Annotated in this window: 20 protein-coding genes; 7 read left to right on the forward strand and 13 right to left on the reverse strand. The window is 50.7% G+C overall.

The window, feature by feature from the left end; all coding sequences use genetic code 11:
• Window positions 1-82 precede the first annotated feature (82 nt).
• Together ABD880_RS12090 and ABD880_RS12095 are read right to left on the reverse strand one after the other, a co-directional pair.
• Window positions 83-2491 (reverse strand): TonB-dependent receptor, encoded by a 2409-nt coding sequence (locus ABD880_RS12090; protein WP_345166374.1) that lies wholly within the window; start codon window positions 2489-2491, stop codon window positions 83-85.
• A 71-nt stretch (window positions 2492-2562) separates the two neighbouring features.
• The gene (locus tag ABD880_RS12095; protein ID WP_345166377.1) at window positions 2563-3042 is read right to left on the reverse strand and encodes a GNAT family N-acetyltransferase; all 480 of its coding nucleotides are present in this window, start codon (window positions 3040-3042) and stop codon (window positions 2563-2565) included.
• A 181-nt stretch (window positions 3043-3223) separates the two neighbouring features.
• On the opposite strand from ABD880_RS12095, the gene ABD880_RS12100 reads away from it, so the two are divergent.
• The gene (locus ABD880_RS12100; protein ID WP_345166380.1) at window positions 3224-4423 is read left to right on the forward strand and encodes a C40 family peptidase; all 1200 of its coding nucleotides are present in this window, start codon (window positions 3224-3226) and stop codon (window positions 4421-4423) included.
• A gap of 96 nt (window positions 4424-4519) precedes the next feature.
• Here the strand turns inward: ABD880_RS12100 and ABD880_RS12105 are convergent, their stop codons facing one another.
• The gene (locus ABD880_RS12105) at window positions 4520-5905 is read right to left on the reverse strand and encodes a D-alanyl-D-alanine carboxypeptidase/D-alanyl-D-alanine-endopeptidase (protein WP_345166383.1); all 1386 of its coding nucleotides are present in this window, start codon (window positions 5903-5905) and stop codon (window positions 4520-4522) included.
• 185 nt (window positions 5906-6090) lie between these two features.
• Between ABD880_RS12105 and ABD880_RS12110 the strand changes: the two genes are divergently transcribed.
• From ABD880_RS12110 to ABD880_RS12120, 3 genes are all read left to right on the forward strand, one after another.
• Complete coding sequence (locus tag ABD880_RS12110) at window positions 6091-7152, forward strand: S66 peptidase family protein (protein ID WP_345166386.1); 1062 nt, start codon at window positions 6091-6093, stop codon at window positions 7150-7152.
• 124 nt (window positions 7153-7276) lie between these two features.
• Complete coding sequence (locus ABD880_RS12115; protein WP_345166389.1) at window positions 7277-10315, forward strand: serine hydrolase domain-containing protein; 3039 nt, start codon at window positions 7277-7279, stop codon at window positions 10313-10315.
• A 23-nt stretch (window positions 10316-10338) separates the two neighbouring features.
• Complete coding sequence (locus tag ABD880_RS12120) at window positions 10339-10719, forward strand: hypothetical protein (RefSeq protein WP_345166392.1); 381 nt, start codon at window positions 10339-10341, stop codon at window positions 10717-10719.
• A gap of 192 nt (window positions 10720-10911) precedes the next feature.
• Here ABD880_RS12120 and ABD880_RS12125 read toward each other — a convergent pair whose 3' ends face one another.
• The 4 genes from ABD880_RS12125 to ABD880_RS12140 form a co-directional block, all read right to left on the reverse strand.
• Window positions 10912-11397 (reverse strand): hypothetical protein, encoded by a 486-nt coding sequence (locus ABD880_RS12125; protein WP_345166395.1) that lies wholly within the window; start codon window positions 11395-11397, stop codon window positions 10912-10914.
• Between the two features lie 17 nt (window positions 11398-11414).
• Window positions 11415-12299 carry a carboxypeptidase-like regulatory domain-containing protein gene (locus ABD880_RS12130; protein WP_345166398.1) on the reverse strand — a complete coding sequence of 295 codons (885 nt, stop codon included), beginning with the start codon at window positions 12297-12299 and terminating at the stop codon, window positions 11415-11417.
• A gap of 103 nt (window positions 12300-12402) precedes the next feature.
• Window positions 12403-13515: a DUF3616 domain-containing protein gene (locus ABD880_RS12135; RefSeq protein ID WP_345166401.1), complete on the reverse strand. Its 1113-nt coding sequence runs from the start codon at window positions 13513-13515 to the stop codon at window positions 12403-12405.
• 139 nt (window positions 13516-13654) lie between these two features.
• Window positions 13655-14512 carry a hypothetical protein gene (locus ABD880_RS12140; protein WP_345166403.1) on the reverse strand — a complete coding sequence of 286 codons (858 nt, stop codon included), beginning with the start codon at window positions 14510-14512 and terminating at the stop codon, window positions 13655-13657.
• 104 nt (window positions 14513-14616) lie between these two features.
• Between ABD880_RS12140 and ABD880_RS12145 the strand changes: the two genes are divergently transcribed.
• From ABD880_RS12145 to ABD880_RS12155, 3 genes are all read left to right on the forward strand, one after another.
• Window positions 14617-15591, forward strand: a complete 975-nt coding sequence (locus ABD880_RS12145) for an isopenicillin N synthase family dioxygenase (protein ID WP_345166406.1) — start codon at window positions 14617-14619, stop codon at window positions 15589-15591.
• 101 nt (window positions 15592-15692) lie between these two features.
• On the forward strand, window positions 15693-16868 hold the full coding sequence (gene chrA, locus ABD880_RS12150; protein WP_345166409.1) for a chromate efflux transporter: 1176 nt from the start codon (window positions 15693-15695) through the stop codon (window positions 16866-16868).
• 186 nt (window positions 16869-17054) lie between these two features.
• A complete protein-coding gene (locus ABD880_RS12155) occupies window positions 17055-18356 on the forward strand; it encodes a S41 family peptidase (protein ID WP_345166411.1) in 1302 nt (433 codons plus the stop codon).
• Window positions 18357-18479: 123 nt separating this feature from the next.
• On the opposite strand, the gene rfbA is transcribed toward ABD880_RS12155, so the two are convergent.
• The 6 genes from rfbA to ABD880_RS12185 all read right to left on the reverse strand — a co-directional run bounded on the left by rfbA (window position 18480) and on the right by ABD880_RS12185 (window position 24504).
• Window positions 18480-19343, reverse strand: coding sequence for a glucose-1-phosphate thymidylyltransferase RfbA (gene rfbA / locus ABD880_RS12160; RefSeq protein ID WP_345166414.1), 864 nt, complete (start codon window positions 19341-19343; stop codon window positions 18480-18482).
• Window positions 19344-19349: 6 nt separating this feature from the next.
• Window positions 19350-20357 (reverse strand): SDR family oxidoreductase, encoded by a 1008-nt coding sequence (locus ABD880_RS12165; protein WP_345166417.1) that lies wholly within the window; start codon window positions 20355-20357, stop codon window positions 19350-19352.
• A 169-nt stretch (window positions 20358-20526) separates the two neighbouring features.
• Window positions 20527-21573 carry a dTDP-glucose 4,6-dehydratase gene (gene rfbB / locus ABD880_RS12170; RefSeq protein ID WP_345166423.1) on the reverse strand — a complete coding sequence of 349 codons (1047 nt, stop codon included), beginning with the start codon at window positions 21571-21573 and terminating at the stop codon, window positions 20527-20529.
• A gap of 14 nt (window positions 21574-21587) precedes the next feature.
• Complete coding sequence (gene galE / locus ABD880_RS12175; RefSeq protein WP_345166425.1) at window positions 21588-22604, reverse strand: UDP-glucose 4-epimerase GalE; 1017 nt, start codon at window positions 22602-22604, stop codon at window positions 21588-21590.
• A gap of 9 nt (window positions 22605-22613) precedes the next feature.
• Window positions 22614-23903, reverse strand: coding sequence for a nucleotide sugar dehydrogenase (locus tag ABD880_RS12180; protein WP_345166428.1), 1290 nt, complete (start codon window positions 23901-23903; stop codon window positions 22614-22616).
• Window positions 23904-23913: 10 nt separating this feature from the next.
• Window positions 23914-24504 (reverse strand): acyltransferase, encoded by a 591-nt coding sequence (locus tag ABD880_RS12185; protein WP_345166431.1) that lies wholly within the window; start codon window positions 24502-24504, stop codon window positions 23914-23916.
• Window positions 24505-24637: the final 133 nt, after the last annotated feature.

Below are 24637 nucleotides of genomic sequence, written 5' to 3' on the forward strand. Positions count from 1 at the left end.
CGTTTTTGACCTACTTTCTTAAAAAGAAGCCAAAAACGAGAGCCTAACTGCTTAAACCCAATTGCTATTGAAGCGTCAATCCCTAAAAATTGCTTCTTAACGTCAACACCAAATTCCTACCAGGAGCACTCACGCCTGAGGCATAGACGCGGTAGAACTGGTCCAGGATATTCTCCAGTGCGGCCTGCACCTGTAGCTTAGGATGGAACTGGTACGAGGTGCGCAGGTTCAAGGTGTACCAGGCCGGAACGCCCTGCGGAGTGGCGTACTGGAGGTTGTCCTCGCCTACGGGGTTGTAGTCTTTCAGGCGTTTCCAGCCGTTGTACTGCACAAAGAACTCAGACCTGAATTTGGGCAGGGTCAGAAACAAGCTGGTCTTCCCGAACACCGGGGCAATATGGTCCAACGGAATCTCACCGGCTTCGGCTTGAATGCGGCCATAGGTGTAGGTAAGCGTGGAGGCTAATCTGAAGGCCTGCGTCACGTCGGCTGAGAGGCTTCCTGAGAAGCCGTAGATGTAGGCTTTGTTGGCGTTCACATTGGCGGTTACGCGGCTTACTTGTCCGTTGTACTCAACCTCTGGCAGACCATTGTAAAGGAAAGGTTGCGTGGTGATGGCGTCACGGTACCAGGTGTAGAAACCGGTTCCCTCTATGTGAATGTTCTGCTGAATGGTCTTGCCAAGGGTGAGTTCTGTGTTGTAGGTGTATTCTGGTTTCAGGTCAGGATTGGGCACAACCACCTGCCCCGCCACCGACTCAAATACTTTGGCCAAGTCATCTACGTTAGGCGCTCTGAAGCCCGACGAGGCCACCGCTGCCAAGCGCCAGTCATGCCCCGGCTGAAACACCAGTCCTACGTTGCCATTCACGGCGGTGTTCTTCTGGCTCACTTCATCAAACGGGAAATTGAAGAACCGCTTATCGGTGAAATCGGCGTTCAGTTCTACGCGGCTAATGCGAATGCCGTCAGACAGAATCCAGCGCGGACTGATTTCCCAGGTGTGGGTAAAGTAGGCGGCGGCAGAGCGCATGTCAGAACCACCGCTCGGGTAGCGGGTGTCCAGGGCCGAGCGTTCGCCGGTGTCAATGTGCTCGCCGTACGCGCGGGACTGCACGTCATTGTAGGTACCCTCCAGACCGTAGCGCAACTCATGCTCGCCCAGCAAACGGCTGGCGTCTACGTTCAGGGTAAAAATATCCACGTGCTCTTTGCGGTGCTGCAGCAAGGTCTTCCCGAAGCTGCGGTTGTTCCGGCTTTCAGCAATGCTTTGGTAGGCCAGCGTGGTGCGCAGGTTCTCCAGCCAACCGCTGCCCTTCGTGGCAAACGTATACGCGGCCATAAGGCGCTCCTGCGGACCGTAGTACCATTGGGCGCTCTTCAAAATGCCTTTGCCGTCAACCTCGGTCAATCTATCATACCTGGGAATATTAGAGGACGTGGAGTATTGCAGATTCAACACATGTGACGTAGTAGGGCTGGCCTGAAACAACACTTTCTGCAAGACGTCATACTGCTGGTAGCCGCTCTGCTTCTGAATGTTGACGTTGTCATTGGCCATCATCACATCTTTTCCATTGACGCGTTCGGCATAGAATGGCCTAAGTCCCCAGCTCCCGTAGAACGGGTTCCGCTTCGCGCCTTGGCGCAGGTCATCAAAGTCTGAAAAGGTAAGGCTGGTCAAGCTCCCCCAGCGCTGCCCACCAAAGGCCACGTCTACGTGCGCGGTTTTCTCTTGATTGGCCGTGGCGTAGCGGGTATAGGCGTTGCCGGTGAACTTGGTCTGTCCCACGCTGTCAGATAAGACCGGGTTCTTGGTATAGAAATGCACCACGCCGCCCAAGGCATCTGAGCCATATACCACCGACCCCGGCCCGAACACCACTTCTACTTTCTCCAGGGCGGCGTTGTCTACCGTAATCACGTTTTGCAAGTGGCCACCGCGGTAAATGGCGTTGTTCAGGCGCACGCCGTCCATCACCATCAAAACCTTATTGGCTTCAAAGCCGCGCAAGATGGGGCTACCACCGCCGGCCTGGCTTTTCTGCACCAGCACCTGTCCGCTTTGCTGTAACACATCTGCCGTGGTGGGGTTGTTCTGGAAGGCTAGCTCCCTTGATTTGAGAACTTGAATCTGCTGGGGCACATCGGCGCGCTTCTCTTCAAACTTGCTGGCAGAGACCACCACCTCATTCAAAGAGTAGCTTCTTTCTGAAAGCAACACGCGGTACTGCATGGTCTTTAACTGGCTCACTGCCAAGGTGCGCGGCTGGTAATCTGAGCGCTCAAACCGAAGACTGTCCGATGGCCGGAACTCGTCTAGCCTGAACCGGCCTCTGCTGTCGGTCTGCACGGTGCCGCCGCCCGTGGTAGGCACCACGCTCACGCCCACCAGCGGGGTTAGATTGCTTTTATCCTGCACCACGGCGGTCTGCGCCTGCACGGCCAAAGGCAAGGCCATCACTACCAGCAGCTGAACTATTTTTTTCATGAATTGGAAAGGGAAACGGACTATTGAATTCTACTTAGGCAAGGCAACCAGCCTATTCTCAAATGTACAGATTACAAAGGCATTTCCATCTTGATGTCGGCGCGTTTGTAGTCCTGGCTGTCAATGGGCACTTCCACGAAACCCAACCGATGGTACAGGTGAATGGCGGTCTCCAGTTTGCGGTTAGAGACCAGCATCAAGGTCTTGCCGCCCAGTTCTCTGGCTTTGTCTATGGCGGCTTCGCCCAGCTTGCGGCCAATCTTCAGGCCCTGCGCCTTGTCCGTGACGGCCATCTTGGCCAGCTCAAAGGTGTCGTTCTCCATTTTGATGAGCGCGCAGGTGCCTACAATCTCGCCGTGGTATTCGGCCATGAGAATGTGACCGCCTTTCTGGATGATGTACCCGTCTGGGTTGCCCAGGGATTTGTGGTCTAGCTCTTCCATCTCAAAGTAGCGCTCAATCCAGGCCTGGTTCAGGTCTTTGAAGTGGGTGGCGTGCGCGGGGGTGTAGTCTATAATGTGGACGGTATCTTGTGCTGGGGCTGAGGTCATGCGTGCTGCGTTAAGGAATGTCTACAAAGATAAGCAATGCCCACATGCCGTTTTTGCCCTGATTTCCAGAAAATAAGCCAAAAACGGCCGTCCTTACCAGAACTTGGATTGGCATCTGCCTGTTGAAGACAAAGCCTGCTTTTTGCAGAGAGAACCTGTATCTTTAGGAATCCATGTTTGTATGATGAAGAACAGCCCCCTTTTATATCTTCTGGTGTTTCTGATGGCCTGCGCCACCGCCAAGACACCACCGTCAGAAACTACTTCTGCGCCTTCTCCCCTGGCGCCGCACATTGAGGCCGTGCGCCAGCAGTTTGCGCCCGACAAACGCACCGTTCTGTTTCAAGTGAGCCCCCACGGCCAAGTACTGCGCGGCGAAACCAACACGCCCGCCGCCAAAGCCGCCCTGCTGGCCCGCCTGACCTCTGCGGGAATTCCGTTCCAAGACAGCATTCAGGTGTTACCCGAGGCTAGTCTCCAGGGAAAGCACTTTGCCGTGGTGACGCTGTCAGTGGCCAACCTGAGAAGTGAACCCAAACACCCCGCCGAACTGGCCACTCAGGCCACCATGGGCACGCCCCTGAACGTCTACAAATACAAAGACGGTTGGTACCTAGTGCAGACCCCTGACAAATACCTGTCCTGGGTAGACGCGGCCGGCATCAAGCTCTTGGACGCCGCCGGTTTTGCAGGCTGGCAGCAGAAAGAGAAACTACTCTACACGCAATTGTTTGGCTTTGCCCAGGCCACGGCGCAGCCGCAGAGCGCCACCGTTTCTGACTTGGTATACGGTGATGTGCTGGCCCTGAAAAACAAAACGAAAGCCTGGTACGAAGTAGAATTCCCCGATGGCCGCACGGGTTTTGTGCCAGTGGCAGATGCGGTCTTGTATAAGGACTGGGTGGCCTCGCGCCAGCCTACGGAGGAGAATTTGGTTGCCAGCGCTAAACGGTTGATGGGCTTGCCGTATCTTTGGGGAGGCACCTCCCTGAAAGGCGTGGACTGCAGCGGCTTCACCAAAACGGTCTATTTTATGAACGGCTTGGTTTTGCCGCGCGACGCTTCACAGCAGGTACATGTGGGGGAACTGCTGGACACCCAAAACGGCTTCCAGAACCTGCGCCCGGGAGATTTACTGTTTTTCGGGGTACCGGGCAAAGATGGGAAGGCTGAGCGCGTGGTGCACGTGGGCATGTGGATTGGCAACCATGAGTTTATCCACTCGGCGGGCCGCGTGCGCATCAGCAGTATGGACCCCAAAGCCGCCAACTTTGACGCCTATGAACTGAACCGCTTCCTGCGCGCCAAACGCATTCCGGCCCAGGCCACGCTCCAAGATTTACGCACCTCGGCGTTGTATGAAGCGCATGCCGTGAAGTAAAGAGAACTCTTTTAGCCTACCATGCAAAAGTCGTTTTTGGCCTGATTCTTAGAAATCAGGCCAAAAACGACTTTTTAGTTTTCAGGGGAACGTGGTCTAGTACTTCTCGTGCACTTCGGTCATGATGCGCACCATCTCATTCCTGATTTCTATAGACGTGGCGCTGTAGTTGTTGTTCATAAAACTGAAGAGCAGCAGCTTGCCGCTTTTGGTCTTGATGTAGCCGCTCTGGTTGTGCACATGCGACAGCGTTCCGGACTTCCCGAAGACAAACGGAACCGCCGCTTGGTAAATGGATTTGAACGTGCCGGGCTGTCCGCCGGTGGCCATGAGCGGCAACAGGCGCTCCGTAGGCCGTTCCTGCTGCAGCTTCTGCAACAGAGCAATAATGCTGCGCGGCGTGAACAGGTTCTTCACCGATAGGCCTGAGCCATCCACCCAGATTGGCGCGTCAGGTAAGTCTGCCAGGTAGGTTTTGGTGGCATGCTTGATGGCCCGCTCTACAGACAAGGTATCTGACAAAGCCCCCGAGCAAAGGGCCATCAACTGCTCCGCGAAGAGGTTGTCACTCACCTGCATCATGCGCTTGAGCACGGTGTCTGCCGGTAGCCCGTAGAATGTCTGCCCGCCCTGCGGCAAGGCCCGCTTCTTCAACAGCGTCACCGAGCGTTTGAGTGTATCTGCTAACAGCTTCACGGTCATGTCTGGCGAGGGAATGAAGGGCACCTCTACCGAATAAGTAGCCGCCGCATGCTTAGGGTAATACTGGAAATCATTGCTTCGCCAGTTTCTTACGAAAGGGTCTTTGTTGGCATTGCGGGCCGTATCTGTTTTCACCGAGGCCTTGAAGCGCTTGGGTGCTACCGAGTAAGAACTGCTTCCTGCCTTCTTCACGAACTTGACCACGTTGCCATGGATGGGGAACACGCTCCGCTCGGGCTGGTAGTAGTAGTTGTAGTCGTCCCAGGACCAGTTTGGTGCGAAGGGTGTGCTCACAAACGGGGCCTCCAGGTAATATAATTTTTCCTTTCGGTTTTTGAGGAAGTCATAGGCCAGTGAGTTCTTCACGTCCATGTGCGTAAACGTGGGGTCGCCGGTCCCCCAGAAGATAAGGGAGTCGCCGCGCACCACGTACTTCAAGGCCGGAATGGAATCTCCCAGCATCTTGAGGCTGGCGTAGAAGGTGAACAGCTTTGTGTTGGAGGCCGGCACGAAGTACTTGTCGGCGTTGTGCTCCACCACCATCTGCTTGAGCTCAGGGTCATACAGCGCAAAACCCACAAATCTATTTTTGAGAGCTTCTGAACTTAGAATCTGCTGCTTGATTTCAGCGGGCCCGTAAGGAGGCGTCACCGGCGTTGCGGTAACTGTGGGAGTATTTTCTACCGTAGCGGTAGGTTTGCTGGTAGAGCAACCCATAACGGCAAAGAGGCTTAGCACCGGCAACAGTTTATGAAAGGAGGTGGAGAAACGTAAAGTCATGGTTCTTGAATTTGCCGAGGTAAGTACCTTAAAAATTCTGGATGGGTAAAGCACCGCGGTAAGAAAATCGTTTTTGGCCTGAAATCTGGAAACCAGGCCAAAAACGAATGGCAAGAAAATACCCTGCAAAAACTGGGTGCTACCGGCAAACTGCTTATTTTCAGGTTCGCAAATTCTGTACTCCTATGACGTTCCGTTCGCGCCGCGAGGTGTTGGCCTCCCTATCTCTGGCCGCCGCCTCCCTTCCCTTACTTGGCTTCACTTCTTCTGACGCTAAAACCGTTGATAAGAATCTCAAGACCATTCTACCGCCTCGTTTAAAACCAAATGACACGGTGGGCCTGATTTGTCCGGCGGGCGCGGCGTTCAGCAAGGAGAAGGTGCAGATTACGGTGGAGTCTCTGGAGGCCTTGGGCCTGAAGGTAAAGCTGGGCAAGCATGTCTTCGACCGGTTCGGGTATTTGGCCGGCACCGACCAAGCCCGCGCCGAGGACGTGAACGCCATGTTCGCGGACAAAAGTGTGCAGGGCATCTTGGCCATTCATGGCGGTTGGGGCTGCGCGCGCCTGTTGCCTCTGTTGGACTACAAGACCATTCAGCATAACCCGAAGGTGTTGATTGGCTATTCAGACATCACCTCGCTGCTGTTGGCCATCACTGCTAAAACGGGATTAGTCACCTTTCACGGACCCGTAGGCTCCGCCACCTGGAACAAGTTCTCCGTGGATTCTTTCAAGCAAGTCCTGTTTGACGGTGCGCCAGCTCTGTTTGAAAACCCTAAAGATGTAGGCGACAACTTGGCCCTGACTAGGGACCGCATCACCACCATCACCCCCGGCACCGCCAAAGGCAAATTGGTGGGCGGTAACTTGACCGTACTTACCTCCATCATAGGGTCTGAGTACTTGCCCAACTGGAAAGACGCCATCCTGTTTCTGGAAGATACCAATGAGAATGTGTACAAGGTAGACCGCATGCTCACGCAATTAAAGTTGGCGGGCGTGCTACACCAAGTCAGTGGCGTGGTGTTTGGCAAATGCAGCGACTGTGAGCCCGGTAACAATAGCTATGGCTCCCTTACCTTGGAAGAGGTCTTGGAACAACACCTGCAACCTTTAAAAGTACCAGTTTACAGCGGGGCCATGATTGGCCACATTACCCACAAATTTACCATACCCGTGGGTGCCGAGGCAGAAATTAACGCCACCAATGGCACTATTCAACTGCTAAACGGCGTTGTGGTGTAACTTGCAAGCCACCATTTTATCCTTTTTACAGAAAAACGGATTAACTTGCAGGTTAATCATTGCCCACACACTCTACAATTGCTTCGTCTTGAAAAAATATAGTTTACACCCCCTGCTCCTATCTTTGTTTTTCTTATTGGCCTCTGTCTCTGTTGAGGCCCAGTCTCGCAAGAAAACTACTTCTAAAAAGGCACCGGTTAAGAAAACAGCCACTACCGCTAAAGCCGCCGCCGCTAAAAAACCAGTCGTTCCGGTGTTCAACCCCAAGACAGACCCTCCCTTTTTGGGTGGAAACAACCGCTGGGTGGACTCGGTGTTCAAAACCCTGAGCCCCGAGGAGCGGATTGCGCAGTTGATTATGATTCCGGTGTACTCTAATAAGAACCAGGCGCACGTGGATTCTATCTCTCGGCTTATCAACACTTACAAAGTGGGCGGCTTGATTTTCTTCCAGGGCGGGCCGGTGCGTCAGGCACATATGACCAACCGTTACCAGAAGGAAAGCAAGGTGCCGTTGATGGTATCTATTGACGGCGAGTGGGGCTTGGGCATGCGTCTGGACAGCACTGTCAAGTTTCCGTACCAGATGGCTTTGGGCGGTATTGAGAATGAGAAACTCATCTATGACATGGGTGCCGAAATTGCGCGTCAGTGCCGTAGACTGGGCATTCACGTGAACTTCGCGCCGGTGATTGACGTGAACAACAACGCCAATAACCCCGTGATTGGCTTCCGGTCCTTCGGTGAGGATAAATACAACGTGACCCGCAAGGCATTGGCCTACGTAAAGGGCATGCAAGACAACCAGGTGCTGGCCAACGCCAAGCACTTCCCTGGTCACGGCGATACCAACGTAGACTCGCATTACGGCTTGCCGGTGCTTCATTTCTCAAAGCAACGCTTAGATTCGGTGGAGTTGTACCCGTTTAGAGAATTGATGAAAAACGGTTTGGGCAGTTTGATGGTCGCGCACATGAACATACCGGTGCTGGACAACACCAAAGACCTGGCCTCTACCCTTTCCAAACCTATTGTATGGGGACTGCTCAAGCAGGAGATGGGCTATAAGGGCTTGGTGTTCACAGATGCCATGAACATGCAGGCCGTTGCCAAATATTACGCACCCGGCGTGGTAGACGTGAAAGCCTTATTGGCGGGCAATGACATGCTCCTCAATACCATGGATGTTAAAAACACCATTGAAGAGGTGAAAAAAGCCATTGTCAACAAGGAAATCACCCAGGCCGAGATTGACCTTCGTTGCAAAAAAGTGCTGGCCGCCAAGCAGTGGTTGGGCTTGGACAACATGAAGCCTATTGAGACCAAGAACCTCATCGCTGACCTCAACAATCCGTACGCCAACTACCTCAACAACCAGTTAACCGAGGCCTCATTGACCCTGCTCAGAAACAAGAATAAACTCTTGCCTTTGCAGGACTTGGATACCTTAAAGATTGCCACCTTAGCCGTGGGCACCACCCAGGAAACCGACTTCCAGAAAGGCTTGGCGCGCTATACCAAAGTAGACAACTTCTTTTTGCCTTCTACCAGCTCCATCGCTGATTTGCAGAAACTGAAAGAGCAACTACAAGGCTACAACCTCATCATTGCCGGCGTACACAAACTGCAACTGAAAGCCGGAAGCAGCAATTTTGGCATCACCGCTGAGATGAACCTCTTCCTAAAAGACCTCATTAGAAGCAAGCGTACCATTGTGGGCGTATTCGGCAACGTATACAGCCTGGCCAAGTTTGAGGACGTTGAACGCGCCGACGCCGTAGTGGCTGGTTACCAAGAAAATGACATCACCCAAGACTTGGCCGCTCAGTTGATTTTTGGTGGTATTGGCGCCAAAGGCAAACTGCCCGTTACGCTTTCCAGCGCCTTTAAAGTAGGCGATGGCCTCAAAACCGACACTGGCTTTAGACTGGCGTATTCCTTCCCCGAGGCGGTAGGCTTGAAGAGCCAGGATTTGGCCGGCATTGACTCTTTGATGGCGCAGGCCATACGAGAGAAAGCCACCCCAGGCGGCCAGGTACTCATTGCCAAGAACGGGAAGGTGATTTACAACAAGTCCTTTGGCTACCATACCTATGAAAACAAGACGCCGGTGCAGACCACAGACTTGTATGACCTGGCGTCGGTGACCAAGATAACTACCTCTCTGGCGGCCTACATGCGCCTGCACGGCCAGGGACGCTTTGACGTGGATAAGACCCTGGGCGAGTATCTGCCGCTCATGAAGGAGTCTAACAAAGACAACCTGCGCTTTAGGGATGTCTTGACCCACCAGGCCCGCCTCAAGTCCTGGATTCCGTTCTGGAAGGACGCCGTCAAACACAACGGCGAACTGAAGAGTCATGTCTTTAAACCAGACTCGTCTGAGAAGTACCCGTACCGCGTGGCCCAGAACCTGTTCATTAGAAAAGACTACGCCGAGGAGAAGATTTACGAAGAGATAAAAGACTCGCCGCTCAACGAGAAACTGGGCTACGTGTACAGTGACCTGTCCTTCATACTAGCGCCGCTGGTAGTCCAGAAGATTACCGGTCAAGACTTTGAGACCTATTTAAAAGACAGCATTTACCGTCCGCTGGGCGCCAATACATTGACGTTCAACCCCTACAAGCTGTACCCGTTGTCGCGCATTGTGCCCACGGAGTATGACTCCCTTTTCAGAAAGCAGTTGCTGCACGGCACCGTGCATGACGAGGGCGCCGCCATGCTGGGCGGCATCAGTGGCCATGCCGGCCTGTTTGGTACTGCCAATGACGTAGCCAAGGTGATGCAACTGTACTTGAACGACGGCATCTACGCAGGCAAGCGCTTAATTGCCAACCACGTGGTGAGCACCTTCAGCAAGTGCCAGTTCTGCCCGGACAATTACCGCGCCCTGGGCTTCGACCGTCCGTCTAAGCCCGGCACGCCCAACGGAAATGCCGCGCCTAGCGCCCCTATTGAAAGCTTCGGGCACACGGGCTTCACGGGCATTTACACCTGGGTAGACCCGGTGAACAGATTGGTGTATGTATTCACCTCTAACCGTGTGCACCCTACCCGTGAGAACCCTAGACTTAGTCAGTTGAACACCCGCACTAACATTATGCAGGTAGTCTATGACGCCATGGAGAAGGCGAAAAAGAAAGACACGCCGGGCAAGTAATTACTATTCTTATTTATCAGGAGATGGAATTCAAGCCTCCCATAGCTGAACGAGAGACGAATGAGCTCATACGTATTGCAAGCTCTCCTGGTAAGTGGAATCCTCTCGCGGTAGAACAGGCAAAACAGGAACTAATAAATAGGCAGGTTACAGAACAGACTATCAAAAAGAAGGTAGCCATCTGGGACAGATTCTATGAAAGAAAACGTCAAGCAACGCTTGACAAAAGATTTGATGAGGGATACGACTGGTTAGACCTATTATTTAATCCCATCCACTTTCTAATGGAGATATTAACTGACTGGCATTTGAAAGAAGACGGCTATATCAAGAAGCATCTCCAGCGCAGGATTTTTCTTTCTTTTCTAGGGTTGTTAATTGTACTGGTTTACTTCCTGCTTTAGAAGAGTCTCTTACGAGAAAATTGAATAGGCAAAGGCCACGCTGAATTAGTCAGCGTGGCCTTTTATGTTGATGCCGTTTTTGGTCTGTTTTCTGGAAAAGAGGCCGAAAACGGCATTTTGGTTTACAATAATGAATCGGGCTTATGATGCACAAACTTTAATAAAGCCTTAAAATGCAACTGCAAACTCCATTCATTTCAGTTCATTCCAAATAGCAGGATGTATTCTAGCAGACAATGAAATTTTATGGTTTTTCACTTCAGATGACTTATAGGATAGAACTGGAATGTTATAGCCATAGGTGAGACTCCCGAAGAAAAAGTCAAATCCGGCCTCAGGCAATATCCTTAAGTCTAGTTTTGTATCATCTACGTATCCAACTGCACTTGTCCGAAGCGCTATCAGCATACCAGACAATTCAAACCCAATCTTTGGCGCATAAATGAATCTGTCTTTTCTGAAATTAGCTTCCAGCCCTAGTCTAGGCCCTAAGAAGCCATACCCATGCCCTAGGTAAACATCTGCATAGAAAAGATTAACTTCTCCAAATACCTGCCCCTGATAGGCTATACCCGGTGAGACAATGAGTTTGCGCTTGTCTTCATCTCCTAAATCCTGACCTGCCGCAGAAACGCCAAAAAAGCCTACTATCAAGTAAGTGCAGAAAAGTTTTTTCATCAACCAAAAGTAAACAACTAATTGCTCAACGTCAGCTGGAAATGCGGGGAGGCTTGGGTGATGCCATCGCCGTCCTTTTCGTCGGTGCTTCGCCAGCGGCCTTGGTCATAAATCCAGCCGTTGCGTTTCTGGCTGGAGGGGCCGTAGGTTCTGATGCTGGGTTCGTAAGCGACACTGCCTTTTATCTTCTGGCCGGTTTCTGAGTCTTCTTTCTCATAGATATTCTGCTTGAGGATGAGCCACTCAAAGGCAATGAACACGCCGGTTTTGGGTATCTGCACATCATACAGGCTTACATCCACGGCCACCTTCTGCACGCCTTTTCCAGCTTCTACCACCAAGGGCACAGGCAATAAATCTGCGCCAGGCGCGCCGTCTTCGCCTACTTTGTAGAGGTGCACCTTGAACTTCGCTTTCTTTATGTTGCTGAGCGTGACCAGGGCAATTTCATCTAAGAAGGGCGTAGCAGAAAACGAAGGTTGGTACGGAATATACTGCGCTACTATCCAAGGCGTGCCGTTGCTACTGAAGGCAAACTCGGTGCGGTCACTTAGCTTGTTGATGATCTTCTTGTCTCTGGGCATGTTTTTCTTGACCACCACTTCTTTAAGCGTAGTCTGCACGGGCACCAGCTTTACGGTCATGACTCCCGCGTGGGCATCAACCTTTGCTCGATCATAGCCCAGGCAAGAGACCACCAGGGTTTTGCCGGTGGCGGCGTTACTCAGGGAGAACTTACCTGCTTCATCTGAGGTGGTGCCTAGGTTTTCGTTCTCTACCCAGATATTGGCGTATGGGACAGGCTTGCCAGTAGTTTGGTCTGTCACCACTCCTTTCACCTGCCCCAGGACAGCACCAGACAAAAGAAACAGGACGAAGACCAGAAACCCAAGTGGCCGCATACGTGATTTAGTTTAGGATGCAAGGTAAGAGCAGATCCGTCGTTTTTGGCCTGATTTCCAGGAAACAGCCCAAAAACGACAGGTCTGGATAAGGCGGAGCCAGTTATTTTACTTTAGCCACTGAGAAGACGTCGGCCACCACATTGTCTTCACCTACTTTGCGCGCGTCGGTGGGGCTGTCGAAGACCACGAGCAGATGGTTCTCGTCGAAAATGGCCAAGCCCTCGGCCTTGTCTCTGCCGGTGGTTTCGCCGCTTCCGTGAGGTACGTCAAAGAGATGCTCCAGGTCTTTCCTATGAACGATCTGTTCTTCGCCTGTGGTATGCAGCATGGCGTCTGGCCAGCGGTACACGGCAATCACTCCATCCAAATCCATGGTAGGACCGGCCAAGATGTAGAGGTCGTTGTTCTGGATCCTGAGTTCGCGTACGCCCTTGCCGCTGGCATGGATGAAATGCTTCTTGTAGGGTTTTCCCGTCTCCTTAAACGTGGCCAGTTGCAGCACGCCCTCGTCTTTGGTTTCCTCTAGTTTCAGTTCCAGGACCATGGCCCAGCCCCTTACCACCGGACCGCGCAAGCCCACAAACACGCGGTTCTCATGCATGGCCAAGCCTTCAATGTCAAAGCCGTTGTCCTTGCCCGGTATCTTCAGGAAGTCTTTGATGTGCGGATCATCCTGAATGGCGTCCATGAGTTGGTTGCTGTCCTTGTCACCTTTGAGTTGGGCGGCTCTAAGCATTTCGCCGGGGGTGTTTGGATCTGGGCATTCTTTGCAGAGACTAAACACGCCGTCTTGGTCTTTGGTCAAGGGAATGCGCGCCAGAATGTATCGGTTGGGGTCTGAAGACACTTTAGCCAGTCGTTTGATCTGCTTTTTAAAGGACTCTTCCTTGCGCGGCTTTTTGCGCTTTAAACTATGCGAGCCCACAATCCAGAGGTAGCCGCCAGACTCGCCCAGGCCTTCAATGTCCACCTCAGAGTTCTTGCCGTCGGGCAGGTCCAGGTACTCAGACAAGTCAAAATGAGTATGCTCGGCAAACGTATTCTCGCCGGTCTTCTTAAGGCGCTCCAAAGAGGTGCGCTCATCACAGCTTACCCAGAGGTAGTCGCCGGTGCGTAGCACGGTAGAGAGGCCGTCCCGCACGTGCTTGCCGTCTGCGTTAACGCTCTGCTTGGGGTCAAACTGAAGCTCAAGATGAAACGATTGGTTTTTCATAGTGGTAGTAGGTACGGGAGAAGGGCTGATTTACAAATTGAAAGCTAGTCGTTTTTGGCCTGTTTTCTGGAAAACAGCCCGAAAACGCAAAAAGGCAGCCTTTTCACAGACTGCCTTTTTGTAGAGGAAGATGTTGTGCTTATTGCATCAACGTGATTTTACGCTCTACGGTATTGAAAGGCCCGGGAATCACCTGGCCTTGCGCGTTGATCAACTCCAGTTTGAAGGTGTTCTCGCCCATGGGCAGGCCTTCTACCAGGTAGGGTAACCACTGGTCCAGGATGAACTCGTTGCCGTTGATGGTAGCGCGCACCTTGTTGCCGTCTTTGTTCAAGGTGGTGTTCACCAGATAGAAATCCAGCATCACCTTTCTAGTATCGGCGCCTTTGTATTCGCCCTTAGGACGGCTATAGAACAAGTGCTGGGCGTTCTCGTCAAACTTGGTGGCGTTGGCAGGGGCATTGCCCACGTTGATAACGCGCAGGTCAAAAGCCTCTTTGTGCTTAATGCTCTCATGGTATGAACGCGACAAGAACGATAGCACTACGTGCTGACCCGGCTTGATGGCTTTCTTGAAGCTTGGCTTGTAGTGCGCCGTGTAAGGCTCGTTGTCCACGATGTTGTGGATGTGCTGGCCTTCTTTGGAGTTGGCGTGCTCATGCGTGCCCGCGTCTGAGGTTTGTTGCGTGAGCTGGAAGTTTTCTACCTCATAGGTGAACTGCACAGAGTCGCCGGTCACCTTGGCGTTTTTCTCAGGCTGTTTCAATTCCAGTTCAGCATCCGGAAAGTCAACCGAGTTGCTGTACGAGTACACTTTCAAACCGCCTTTCTCCATGGGCGTGCCCATGGTGCCGTTATGCTGCACCGCAGAGGCTGTGTCATGCGCAACGGTGTGGTCTTCAGTGGTGGTGGTTTCAGTAGTGGTTTTTTTCTCGCTGCAGGCAGATGCCATGAGCATAGCCGCAATGGCTACAAAAGACAAGTGTTTCTTTTTCATAGTACAATGGTTTTCGTATAACACGGGAGAATGTTTCAAAGATAGAAATTTTGTATCTTGCCCAGCTAAAAACACCCTTTTCAAGAACCGTTTATTTACACCATATGAACGATAAATTATTAGAGGAAATACCCTCTTTAGATCTAGCCGATTTCACGTCTGGCGACCCTGCCAAGAAAGCTGCGTTTGTGAAAGCCATGGGCGATGCGCACCAGAACATAGGCTTTGTCGCCCTTAAAAACCACGGACTAAGCGATGAGTTGACGGCGAGTCTGTATGCGGCCATCAAAAAATTCTTCGCGTTGCCAGATGACGTGAAGCAGAAATATGAGATCCCGGGTCTTGCCGGTCAGCGCGGCTACGTGGGCAAAGGCAAAGAGCACGCCAAGGGCCGCAACACCGGCGACTTGAAAGAGTTCTACCACGTGGGCCAGGAAGTAACCGACAACGATCCTATCAAGGAAGAGTACCCAGACAACGTTTGGCCAACAGAGGTACCTGAGTTCAAAGAAGTAGCTCTAGAGGCGTATCAGCGCCTGGAGGCTGCCGGCAAGCAAGTCTTGAAAGCCCTGGCTATCTACTTGGGTCTGTCTGAGGATTACTTTGATGCCAAAGTGCACAACGGCAATAGCATTCTACGCCCTATCCACTACTTTCCTATTGAAAACCCAGACGCCGTACCGGCAGATGCCGTACGCGCCGCTGAGCACGGTGACATTAACCTAATCACTTTGTTGATGGGTGCCTCTGCTGACGGTTTGCAGGTATTGCGCCGTGACGGCAAGTGGATTCCTATCACCGCCCTACCAGAGCAGGTGATTGTGAACGTAGGCGATATGCTGTCCCGTCATACCAACAACAAATTGAAGTCTACCATCCACCGCGTAGTGAACCCGCCGCGCGAGCTGATGAACACGTCTCGCTTCTCTATTCCGTTCTTCATGCACCCGCGTTCAGAAATGGACTTGACCTGCCTGGAAGGCTGTATTGATGAGCAGAATCCTAAGCAGTTCCCAGACATCACCGCCGGTGATTTCTTGAATGAGCGCTTGGTAGAGCTTGGCCTGAAGAAGAAATAATTCAGTTTTTTTAGCAATTTAGAAAGGAGCCTTATGGGCTCCTTTCGTTTTTATGCCTATTTTTAGAAAATAGCCTAAAACCGATATTTAACTCTGCCCTATTGCGCCCTCGTAATTACATCTTCTTGAAAGACGTGGCCTACCTGGCCATTACCGCGTATGGAGGGCCTCAGGCGCACATTGCCATGATGATGCGGCTGTTAGTAGAGAAACGCAATTACATTGACGAGAAGGAGCTCATGGAGCTGAACGCCCTGTGCCAGATTCTGCCGGGGCCTTCCTCTACCCAGACCATTACGGCCATTGGTTTTAAAGTGGGGGGTCCCAATCTGGCATACCTTACGTTGCTGGTCTGGATTCTGCCCGCCGCCGTTATCATGACCGCCGCCGCCCTAGCCATCTCTATTCTAGGTGACCAAGGCGCCCCACTAGGCTTTACCAGGTTTATTCAGCCTATGGCGGTTGGGTTTGTGGCGTTCGCTGCCTGGAAAATAAGTTCTAAGGTGGTGCATACCAAGGGCGGCATCGTCATCATGGTCTTCTCCGCTATTCTGGCGTTTTTCTTCCGGTCACCGTGGGTGTTTCCTTTGCTTTTGTTGATTGGCGGAAGTCTGACTGCCCTGCGTTTTCAGAAACAGCCCATTCTCAAGAAAGAACCTATGCATGTAGAGTGGGCCAACTTTCTACTGTTCATTGGCGTTCTGGTGGCGGCCGCTTTGCTAGGTAGGTTCACTCAGTTTAAGGCAGTATTACTTTTTGAGAACTTCTACCGGAACGGCAGTTTGATTTTTGGCGGGGGCCAAGTCTTGATTCCGGTAATGTACACGGAGTTTGTGGAGTTCAAGGAGTACCTCACGTCTAAGGAGTTTCTTTCTGGCTTCGCCTTGGTGCAGGCCCTGCCCGGTCCCGTCTTCTCGGTTTGTACCTACATTGGCGTACTCTCCATGCGTGAATACGGTATCTGGGGCGAGTTGCTGGGCGCGTTTGTGGCTACGGTGGGCATCTTTCTACCCGGCACATTCTTAATCTTCTTTGTCATTAGGTTCTGGGAGGAGCTGCGCAAGTACCGTGTCATTCAAGCCTCCCTGGAAGGCATCAACGCTGTGGGTTCTGGCATGGTCTGCGCGGCCGCTATTATGCTTTATCATCCCATTGAGAACACGCCTTATAACTTTGGGTTGGTGGTGGTTACGTTTGCGCTCTTGCTCTGGACCAAGATTCCTTCGCCGCTGTTGATTCTCACCGGGTTGCTTGTGGGGTTTGTCTTCCCGGGGTAAGCATCCGTTTTTGGCCTGTTTTGGTGAAAATAAGCTAAAAACGAAGCCTATGTTTCTGCTATTACTAAATCATTTTCTATGCCTAAACTGAGGATAGTTGTAACACTTCTTATTTGCATTGCTCCTACCTGTCTCTTTGCGCAAAGCCCCCGCATTAAATTCTCTTCCCAAGAGGTGAGAAGCGATATGGGGTATCTGCGATCCTCCTTAGAGGAAACTCATTTCAATTTATATGCTTATACCTCTAAACCAGAATTTGAGAAGAATTACAAGAGGATAATTAACTCACTTACCACAGATTCTCTCACGCTTTTGCAGGCCACCAATCTCTTCCAGAAAGTAGTGACCAAAGCGCAAACTGGCCATTGCGAGATTGATTTTCCGGCGTACTCTTATATTCTGTATGCGCAAAACGGCGGCACTGTCTTTCCGCTGGAGATTGCGTTAGAAAACGGCAAGGCTTATGTGCGCAAGAACTTCTCAGGAAATAAGGCTATCCAAATAGGAACACAGGTTACCAGCATGAACGGCCAAAAAGTGGACAAGATACTGGCTCAGCTCTATCCGCATATATCTGCTGAACGCCTCTACTTTAAGAATGCCAAGCTGGAGTTCTGGTCTCTTCCGCGGCTGTATTGGCAGGTCTTCGGTGAGCAGGACTCATTTGAGGTCGCTTTTCTTCACGGCGGAAAGACAACTGCTCACACCCTAAGCGCCATCTCCATCATGGACTATGAAAACAACCGGCAAGGCGAAATTCTTCGTTCTGCCAGGAGCTTCAAGTTTTTAGGGAATACGGCTTATCTGCATCCTGGAGCCTTTAGCGGAGACCCTGCAACCGGCGAAGCCTCATTTAAGCATTTTGTAGACTCGGCGTTTGCAGCCATCAGACATCAAAAAGCCGATGTGCTAGTCATTGATTTGCGCAATAACGCAGGAGGCCATAACGCCTATAGTGACTACTTGATTTCTCACATTGCCACTAAACCGTTTAAATGGAATTCTTCTTTCCAACTCAAGCCCAGCACGCTTTTAAAGGACCAGATTAGGTTGCAAAAAGACACTTCAGACAATTACTCACAGGCCATCTTAACCCATGCTACCGGGCAAGTCTTTGACTATGCGACAGAAAGTTACCTACCGGCAATAGATGACAAGCGATTTAAGGGAAAGGTCTACGTCCTGATCAATCGGCAGACGTACTCTATGGCGGCGGTAACGGCGGCCCTTGTGCAAGACTACCAGTTTGCCATCCTTGTGGGCGAAGAGACCGGTGATCTGCCTACCCTCTACGCCTCGCAGTTTTCCTTCAACTTGCCTGCAACAAGCGTTCAAGTGAAAGTCCCTAAAGGTTATATGGTACGTCCAAACAAAAGCCAAGCCTTGAAAGGCGTTCAACCGGACATTGTCATCAAAGACCATTTGCTAGATGAAGAAGACGAAATTCTAAACGGCCTATTGAGCAGAATCACTCCCTCCAATAAGTAAACCTCTACTAGAAGCTGAACTTGTCAAGGCCGTTTTTGGCTTGTTTTGAAGAAAACAGCCAAAAAACGAAAGAGCCGGCAAAGTTTACGCTTTGCCGGCTCTTCTTTTATTTAATTCCAGGTTCTAGTGCTTCAAGATGCTGAGCAGGTAGTCACCGTAACCGCTCTTGCGCAACGGCTCTGCTACGCGCTGCAGTTGCTCTGCGTTGATGAAACCCATGCGGTAGGCAACTTCCTCAATGGCCCCAATCTTCAAGCCTTGACGCTCTTCAATCACCTGTACAAACGTGGCAGCCTGCATTAAAGATTGAATGGTGCCTGTGTCAAGCCAAGCCGTTCCTCTATCCAGGATGCCTACCTTCAGTTTCCCTTGGCGCAGGTACTCCTTGTTCACGTCTGTGATTTCATACTCACCGCGCGGGCTGGGTTGTAGGTTTTTGGCTATTTCTACTACATTATTGTCATAGAAATAAAGCCCTGGCACTGCGTAATTAGATTTTGGCTGAGTAGGCTTTTCCTCTATAGACAAGGCTTTTTTGTTCTCATCAAACTCTACCACCCCGTAACGCTCTGGGTCATGTACATGGTAGGCAAACACTACCCCGCCCTCTGGGTCATTATTGGACTGCAGCAATTGGCTCATGCCAGAACCGTAGAAGATGTTGTCTCCCAGCACCAATGCTACTTTGTCTTGCCCAATAAACTCCTCGCCAATGACAAACGCCTGCGCGAGGCCATTAGGTACTTCTTGTTTGGCATAGCTGAAACTACAACCTATCTGACTGCCGTCCCCTAGCAGGCGCTCAAACATGGGCAGGTCATGCGGGGTGGAGATGATGAGAATATCCTTGATGCCTGCCAACATTAATGTAGACAGCGGATAATAGATCATGGGTTTGTCATACACGGGCATCAACTGCTTGCTTACCGCTAAGGTCAATGGGTGCAATCTGGTGCCTGAGCCACCGGCTAAGATTATTCCTTTCATGATATATTATTTCTGATTGTAAATGAAATCCTGGTTGTCTTTAAACCAGGCCAAAGTCTTTTGTAATCCTTCCTGAATTCTGATCTGAGGATCATATCCCAGCAAACGCTTAGCTTTAGAAATATCAGCCAAGCTGTCTCTGATGTCACCGGCTCGTTCTGGGCCGTACTCTGGCGTGATGTCCACACCGGCTTCTTCTTTTAGAATATTGAACAGGTCATTCAGAGAGGTTCTGTCTCCTACCGCAATATTGTACACCTGATTGATAGCATCTGGATTCTCAACCAAAGCGGCTCTAATGTTGGCTTCCACGCAGTTCTCCACGAAGGTAAAGTCACGGGTCTGACCGCCGTCACCGTTCATCCTAGGCGACTTGCCATTCATGACGGCGTCAATGAACAAAGGAATCACAGCCGCATAGGCACCATTCGGATCTTGCCTTGGCCCGAAGATGTTGAAGTACCGCAGTCCTATGATTTCCATGCCGTAGGTCTTGCCAAACACATCGGCGTACAGTTCATTGGCGTATTTGGTCACGGCGTAGGGAGAAAGCGGCTTGCCAATCACATCCTCTACTTTGGGCAGTGACTTGCTGTCGCCATAGGTGGAGGAAGACGCTGCGTACACAAAACGCTTCACGTTCTGCTCTTTGGTGGCCATGAGCATGTTCACAAAACCACCTACGTTCACCTCATTGGAGGTTACCGGATCTTTCACGCTCCTTGGCACGGAACCCAAGGCCGCCTGGTGCAATACTACGTCCATCCCCTCGCAGGCTTTCATGCAATCCTCCAAGTTCCGGATGTCCCCTTCTAGGACTTCCAGCCGCTCATTGCCTTCAAATGCTCTTAGGTTCTTGTGGAATCCGTTGGAGTAGTTGTCCAGTACCCGCACTTTTTTAGCATTGTACTTCAAGAGGTATTCCACCAGATTAGAGCCAATGAAACCCGCGCCGCCGGTTACTAGAAAAGAAGTCTGCTCCAAAGAGCCTGTATGAAAAGGATGATTATACACGGTATTGAATTAGGAATTAAAAATTAGGAGTTGACTGTCTATCCTTAATTCTGTTGAGGAATTACCTTTTATCATGACGGTAAGAGAAAATCCTTCTAACATTTAATAAATAAAACTTCCGTTTTTGGCCTGTTTTCATGAAAACAGGCCAAAAACGGAAGCACTGGGATTAGCGGTTGTACTGCTCTTGGTAATAGGCTTGGTAATTACCGGAGGTGACGTTGGTCAGCCATTCTTCATTCTGCAGATACCAATCCACGGTTTTCTCCAGACCTTCTTCAAAGGTCACAGATGGTGCCCAGCCTAGCTCATTCATGATTTTTGAAGAGTCAATTGCGTAGCGAAGATCATGGCCGGCTCTGTCTGTTACAAACGTGATAAGCCCACGCGAAGTACCTGGCTCACGATGCAGTTTCTGGTCCATGATGTCACAGAGCAAATGAATGAGGTCAATGTTCCGCCATTCGTTCACACCGCCAATATTATAGGTTTCGCCTACCACGCCTTTATGGAACACGTCATCAATGGCACGGGCATGGTCAATCACATACAACCAATCTCTTATGTTCTCGCCCTTGCCATACACCGGCACCGGCTTCATATTTTTGATGTTGTTGAGTGCCAACGGAATCAGTTTCTCAGGAAAGTGATTAGGACCGTAGTTATTGGAGCAGTTAGAGATTTTCACCGGCAGACCATAGGTATGGTAATAGGCTCTCACAAAATGGTCTGAGCTGGCTTTTGAGGCTGAATACGGCGACCTAGGATCATATTTGGTCTCTTCCGTAAACATGCCTTCCTCGCCTAAAGAGCCATATACCTCATCTGTAGAAATATGGTAAAAGGTTTTGTTGCTGAAATCAGACTTCCACAGCTCTTTGGCGGCATGCAATAAGTTACAGGTACCGTTTACGTTTGTGCGCACAAAGGCCATGGGATCTGTAATAGACCGGTCCACGTGCGACTCGGCGGCCAAGTGCATCACAGCATCAAACTGGTGTTCTTGAAACAGGCCGTTGATATACTCCTGATCGGTAATGTCACCTTTAATAAAGCTGTAGTTAGGAGCATTCTCAATATCTGTCAGATTTTGAAGGTTGCCCGCGTAGGTCAGCTTATCAAGGTTGAATATTTGGTAGTTGGGGTATTTATTGACGAATAGTCTCACTACGTGTGAGCCAATAAATCCCGCGCCTCCTGTAATTAATATTTTCATTCCTTCTTAGATAATTACTTTCCTAAATGTTGTTGCCAAGCCCATGAGCTTGCCAGACTTTCTTCAAGAGATAAAGATGTCTTAAAGCCAAGTTCTTGGGTTGCCTTGGTCACATCTGCATAGATGGCGGGCACGTCACCAGCCCTGCGTGGCCCAGTAGTGTATGCGAACGGCTTGCCTGTTGCTTTTTCAAATGCCTTTACCACGTCCAATACACTGCTTCCCTGCCCTGTGCCAATGTTGAAGACCTCAAAAGCGGCAGGCTCCTCTTTCTCCAAACGCTTAATAGCCGCCACGTGCGCTTTGGCCAGGTCCACTACGTGCACATAGTCTCTAATACAGCTCCCATCTGGAGTGTCATAGTCAGTACCATACACAGTGAGACTATCTCTTAAACCGGCGGCCGTCTGTGTAATGAAAGGCACCAGGTTGTTTGGAATACCTAAGGGAAGCTCGCCAATCAGCGCCGACTCATGCGCTCCGACCGGGTTGAAATATCTGAGCGCGATGGTTCTTAGCGAGCTTCCGCTAGAAGCCACATCTCTTAGAATCTCCTCATCAATCTTTTTGGTATTGCCGTAAGGCGAGTTGGCTTTCTGGGTAGGCGTTTCTTCGGTGACAGGAAGTTTTTCTGGAATGCCATACACGGTACAAGAAGAAGAGAACACCAAACGCGTCACCTTATTGGCTTCCATCACTTGCAAAAGCGTCACCAAGCCTGCCACGTTGTTGTGGTAGTACTTCAAAGGTTCTGCCACCGACTCTCCCACGGCCTTAAAAGCGGCAAAGTGAATGACCCCGGCAATATCACCTTCTTTGGTAAACACTTCTTGCAAGGCCTTCGCGTCTGTGCAATCTACCTTATGGCAAACCACGTCATGGACCAGAATCTGAGAAATGCCTGTTAGCATCCGTTCCTCTGAATTGCTGAAGTCATCTACAATAATAGGCGTATAGCCGGCATTAGCCAACTCTACCACTGTATGCGAGCCAATATACCCTGCGCCCCCTGTAACTAGTATTTTACTCATATTCAATTTTTATAAGCTCCAGTATGGTAGAGAATTGATCTTACCGCGGTAAATTCCTTTCAGGTCGATCACGATTGGATGGTCTGTAGAGATGCTCTTGAAGTAGCTTTCGTCCAAGCCCAGATAGTCTTTATGGTTAACGGCCACTACAATGGCATCATAGTCATTGGTTGGTGTTTCTTTAAGCCCAAAACCGTACTCATGTTCCAACTCTTGAGAATCAGCGTATGGGTCCACCACGTCCACCTGCACCCCGAAGCTCTTGAGCTCATTGATGACATCTGCTACTTTTGAATTGCGGATGTCTTCTACGTTCTCCTTGAAGGTAGCGCCCATCACCAATACTTTGGCTTTAGAGATGGCCTTGCCTTCTTTAATCATCATTTTAATGGCTTTGCTGGCCACGTAAGCGCCCATGCCGTCATTGATGGTACGGCCGCTCAAGATAATTTTAGAGTCATAGCCCAGGGCTTTGGCTTTGTAGGTCAAGTAATACGGATCCACGCCAATGCAATGTCCGCCTACCAGTCCCGGGAAGAATTTCAGGAAGTTCCACTTGGTGCCCGAGGCCTCCAATACTTCATAGGTGTTGATGTCCATTCTGTCAAAGATGATGGACAGTTCGTTCATCAACGCGATGTTCACGTCGCGCTGGGTGTTCTCAATGATCTTGGCCGCCTCGGCTACCTTGATAGAAGACGCACGGTGCACGCCGGCCTCAATCACCAGCTCGTATACCTTAGCCACGACGTCCAGAGACTCAGCGTCACAGCCAGAAACTACCTTTACAATCTTGGTAAGCGTATGCTCTTTGTCGCCCGGGTTGATGCGCTCCGGGGAGTAGCCCACTTTAAAGTCTTGATGGAATTTCAAGCCAGACTCGCGCTCCAGCACCGGTATGCAGTCTTCTTCGGTACAGCCCGGATAAACGGTTGACTCATACACCACGTAATCTCCTTTTTTCAACACCTTACCAACCGTAGAAGAGGCGCCCAACAGAGGTTTCAAGTCTGGTAAGGCATAGGCGTCAATGGGAGTAGGCACTGCCACAATAAAGAAACGCGCCTCTCTTAATACCTCCAAGTCATGCGTAAAGGTGATGTCTGTGCCTTCAAAGGCAGAAGCTTCTAATTCACCGCTGGGATCAATGTTGTTGCGCATCATCTCTACACGCTTCTCATTGATATCAAACCCAATCACACTGATTTTTTTGGCGAACTCCAACGCAATAGGGAGTCCCACATATCCTAATCCGATTACTGCTAGTTTGGCCTCTTTGTTAAGTAGTTGCTGATACACAAGTATTCTATTAAATGGATAACCTTGTTACTGTATTATTTTCTATCTGGTAGATTTCTCCGGTCTCGGGGCAATTGGCTTTGTTCGCTTCGTCAAAGACCAGCTTGTGGCCCGCCTCGCTCACCCAACCATGTTGCTTGGATGGATTGCCGTACACCAGGGCATACGGCGGTACGTCTTTGGTGACCACCGCTCCGGCGCCAATCAAAGCGTAGGATCCAATGGTGTTCCCGCAGACAATGGTGGCGTTGGCACCAATACTCGCGCCTTTCTGCACCAACGTCTTTAGGTACCCTCCTCTTCGGTTAATGGCACTTCTGGGATTTAACACATTGGTAAACACCATGGACGGACCCAGGAACACATCGTCCTCGCAGACTACTCCGCTGTAGACAGAGACGTTGTTCTGGATTTTTACATTCTCGCCTAGGACCACGTCTGGTGAGATGACAACGTTCTGCCCTATGTTGCAGCGCTTGCCAATGGTACAATTAGGCATGATATGGGAGAAATGCCAGATCTTGGTGCCCTCGCCTATGGTGCAGCCCTCATCTAGGACGGCGGTTTCATGGGCAAAGTAGGATTGAGAAGTTTCTGACATCGGCAAAAGGGACCCTAGAGAATCAGGCTACCTACGGACAAACCTGACAAAAGGATATCATTATTTTTAATTGGCAAAGGTACGGTATTTATAATAATTACTCCATGCCCTAGTAAAAGCGCTAGAAACGCCT

Source organism: Nibribacter koreensis (genome assembly GCF_039541795.1).
In the GTDB taxonomy this organism is placed as follows: Bacteria; Bacteroidota; Bacteroidia; order Cytophagales; family Hymenobacteraceae; genus Nibribacter; species Nibribacter koreensis.

What these genes read in the sequence shown, in the direction of transcription:
- ABD880_RS12090 (WP_345166374.1), bottom strand. Translation starts at nt 2,491, where the DNA reads ATGAAAAAAATAGTTCAGCTGCTGGTAGTGATGGCCTTGCCTTTGGCC.
- ABD880_RS12095 (WP_345166377.1), bottom strand. Translation starts at nt 3,042, where the DNA reads ATGACCTCAGCCCCAGCACAAGATACCGTCCACATTATAGACTACACC.
- ABD880_RS12100 (WP_345166380.1), top strand. Translation starts at nt 3,224, where the DNA reads ATGATGAAGAACAGCCCCCTTTTATATCTTCTGGTGTTTCTGATGGCC.
- ABD880_RS12105 (WP_345166383.1), bottom strand. Translation starts at nt 5,905, where the DNA reads ATGACTTTACGTTTCTCCACCTCCTTTCATAAACTGTTGCCGGTGCTA.
- ABD880_RS12110 (WP_345166386.1), top strand. Translation starts at nt 6,091, where the DNA reads ATGACGTTCCGTTCGCGCCGCGAGGTGTTGGCCTCCCTATCTCTGGCC.
- ABD880_RS12120 (WP_345166392.1), top strand. Translation starts at nt 10,339, where the DNA reads ATGGAATTCAAGCCTCCCATAGCTGAACGAGAGACGAATGAGCTCATA.
- ABD880_RS12125 (WP_345166395.1), bottom strand. Translation starts at nt 11,397, where the DNA reads ATGAAAAAACTTTTCTGCACTTACTTGATAGTAGGCTTTTTTGGCGTT.
- ABD880_RS12130 (WP_345166398.1), bottom strand. Translation starts at nt 12,299, where the DNA reads ATGCGGCCACTTGGGTTTCTGGTCTTCGTCCTGTTTCTTTTGTCTGGT.
- ABD880_RS12135 (WP_345166401.1), bottom strand. Translation starts at nt 13,515, where the DNA reads ATGAAAAACCAATCGTTTCATCTTGAGCTTCAGTTTGACCCCAAGCAG.
- ABD880_RS12140 (WP_345166403.1), bottom strand. Translation starts at nt 14,512, where the DNA reads ATGAAAAAGAAACACTTGTCTTTTGTAGCCATTGCGGCTATGCTCATG.
- ABD880_RS12145 (WP_345166406.1), top strand. Translation starts at nt 14,617, where the DNA reads ATGAACGATAAATTATTAGAGGAAATACCCTCTTTAGATCTAGCCGAT.
- ABD880_RS12155 (WP_345166411.1), top strand. Translation starts at nt 17,055, where the DNA reads ATGGGGTATCTGCGATCCTCCTTAGAGGAAACTCATTTCAATTTATAT.
- rfbA (WP_345166414.1), bottom strand. Translation starts at nt 19,343, where the DNA reads ATGAAAGGAATAATCTTAGCCGGTGGCTCAGGCACCAGATTGCACCCA.
- rfbB (WP_345166423.1), bottom strand. Translation starts at nt 21,573, where the DNA reads ATGAAAATATTAATTACAGGAGGCGCGGGATTTATTGGCTCACACGTA.
- galE (WP_345166425.1), bottom strand. Translation starts at nt 22,604, where the DNA reads ATGAGTAAAATACTAGTTACAGGGGGCGCAGGGTATATTGGCTCGCAT.
- ABD880_RS12185 (WP_345166431.1), bottom strand. Translation starts at nt 24,504, where the DNA reads ATGTCAGAAACTTCTCAATCCTACTTTGCCCATGAAACCGCCGTCCTA.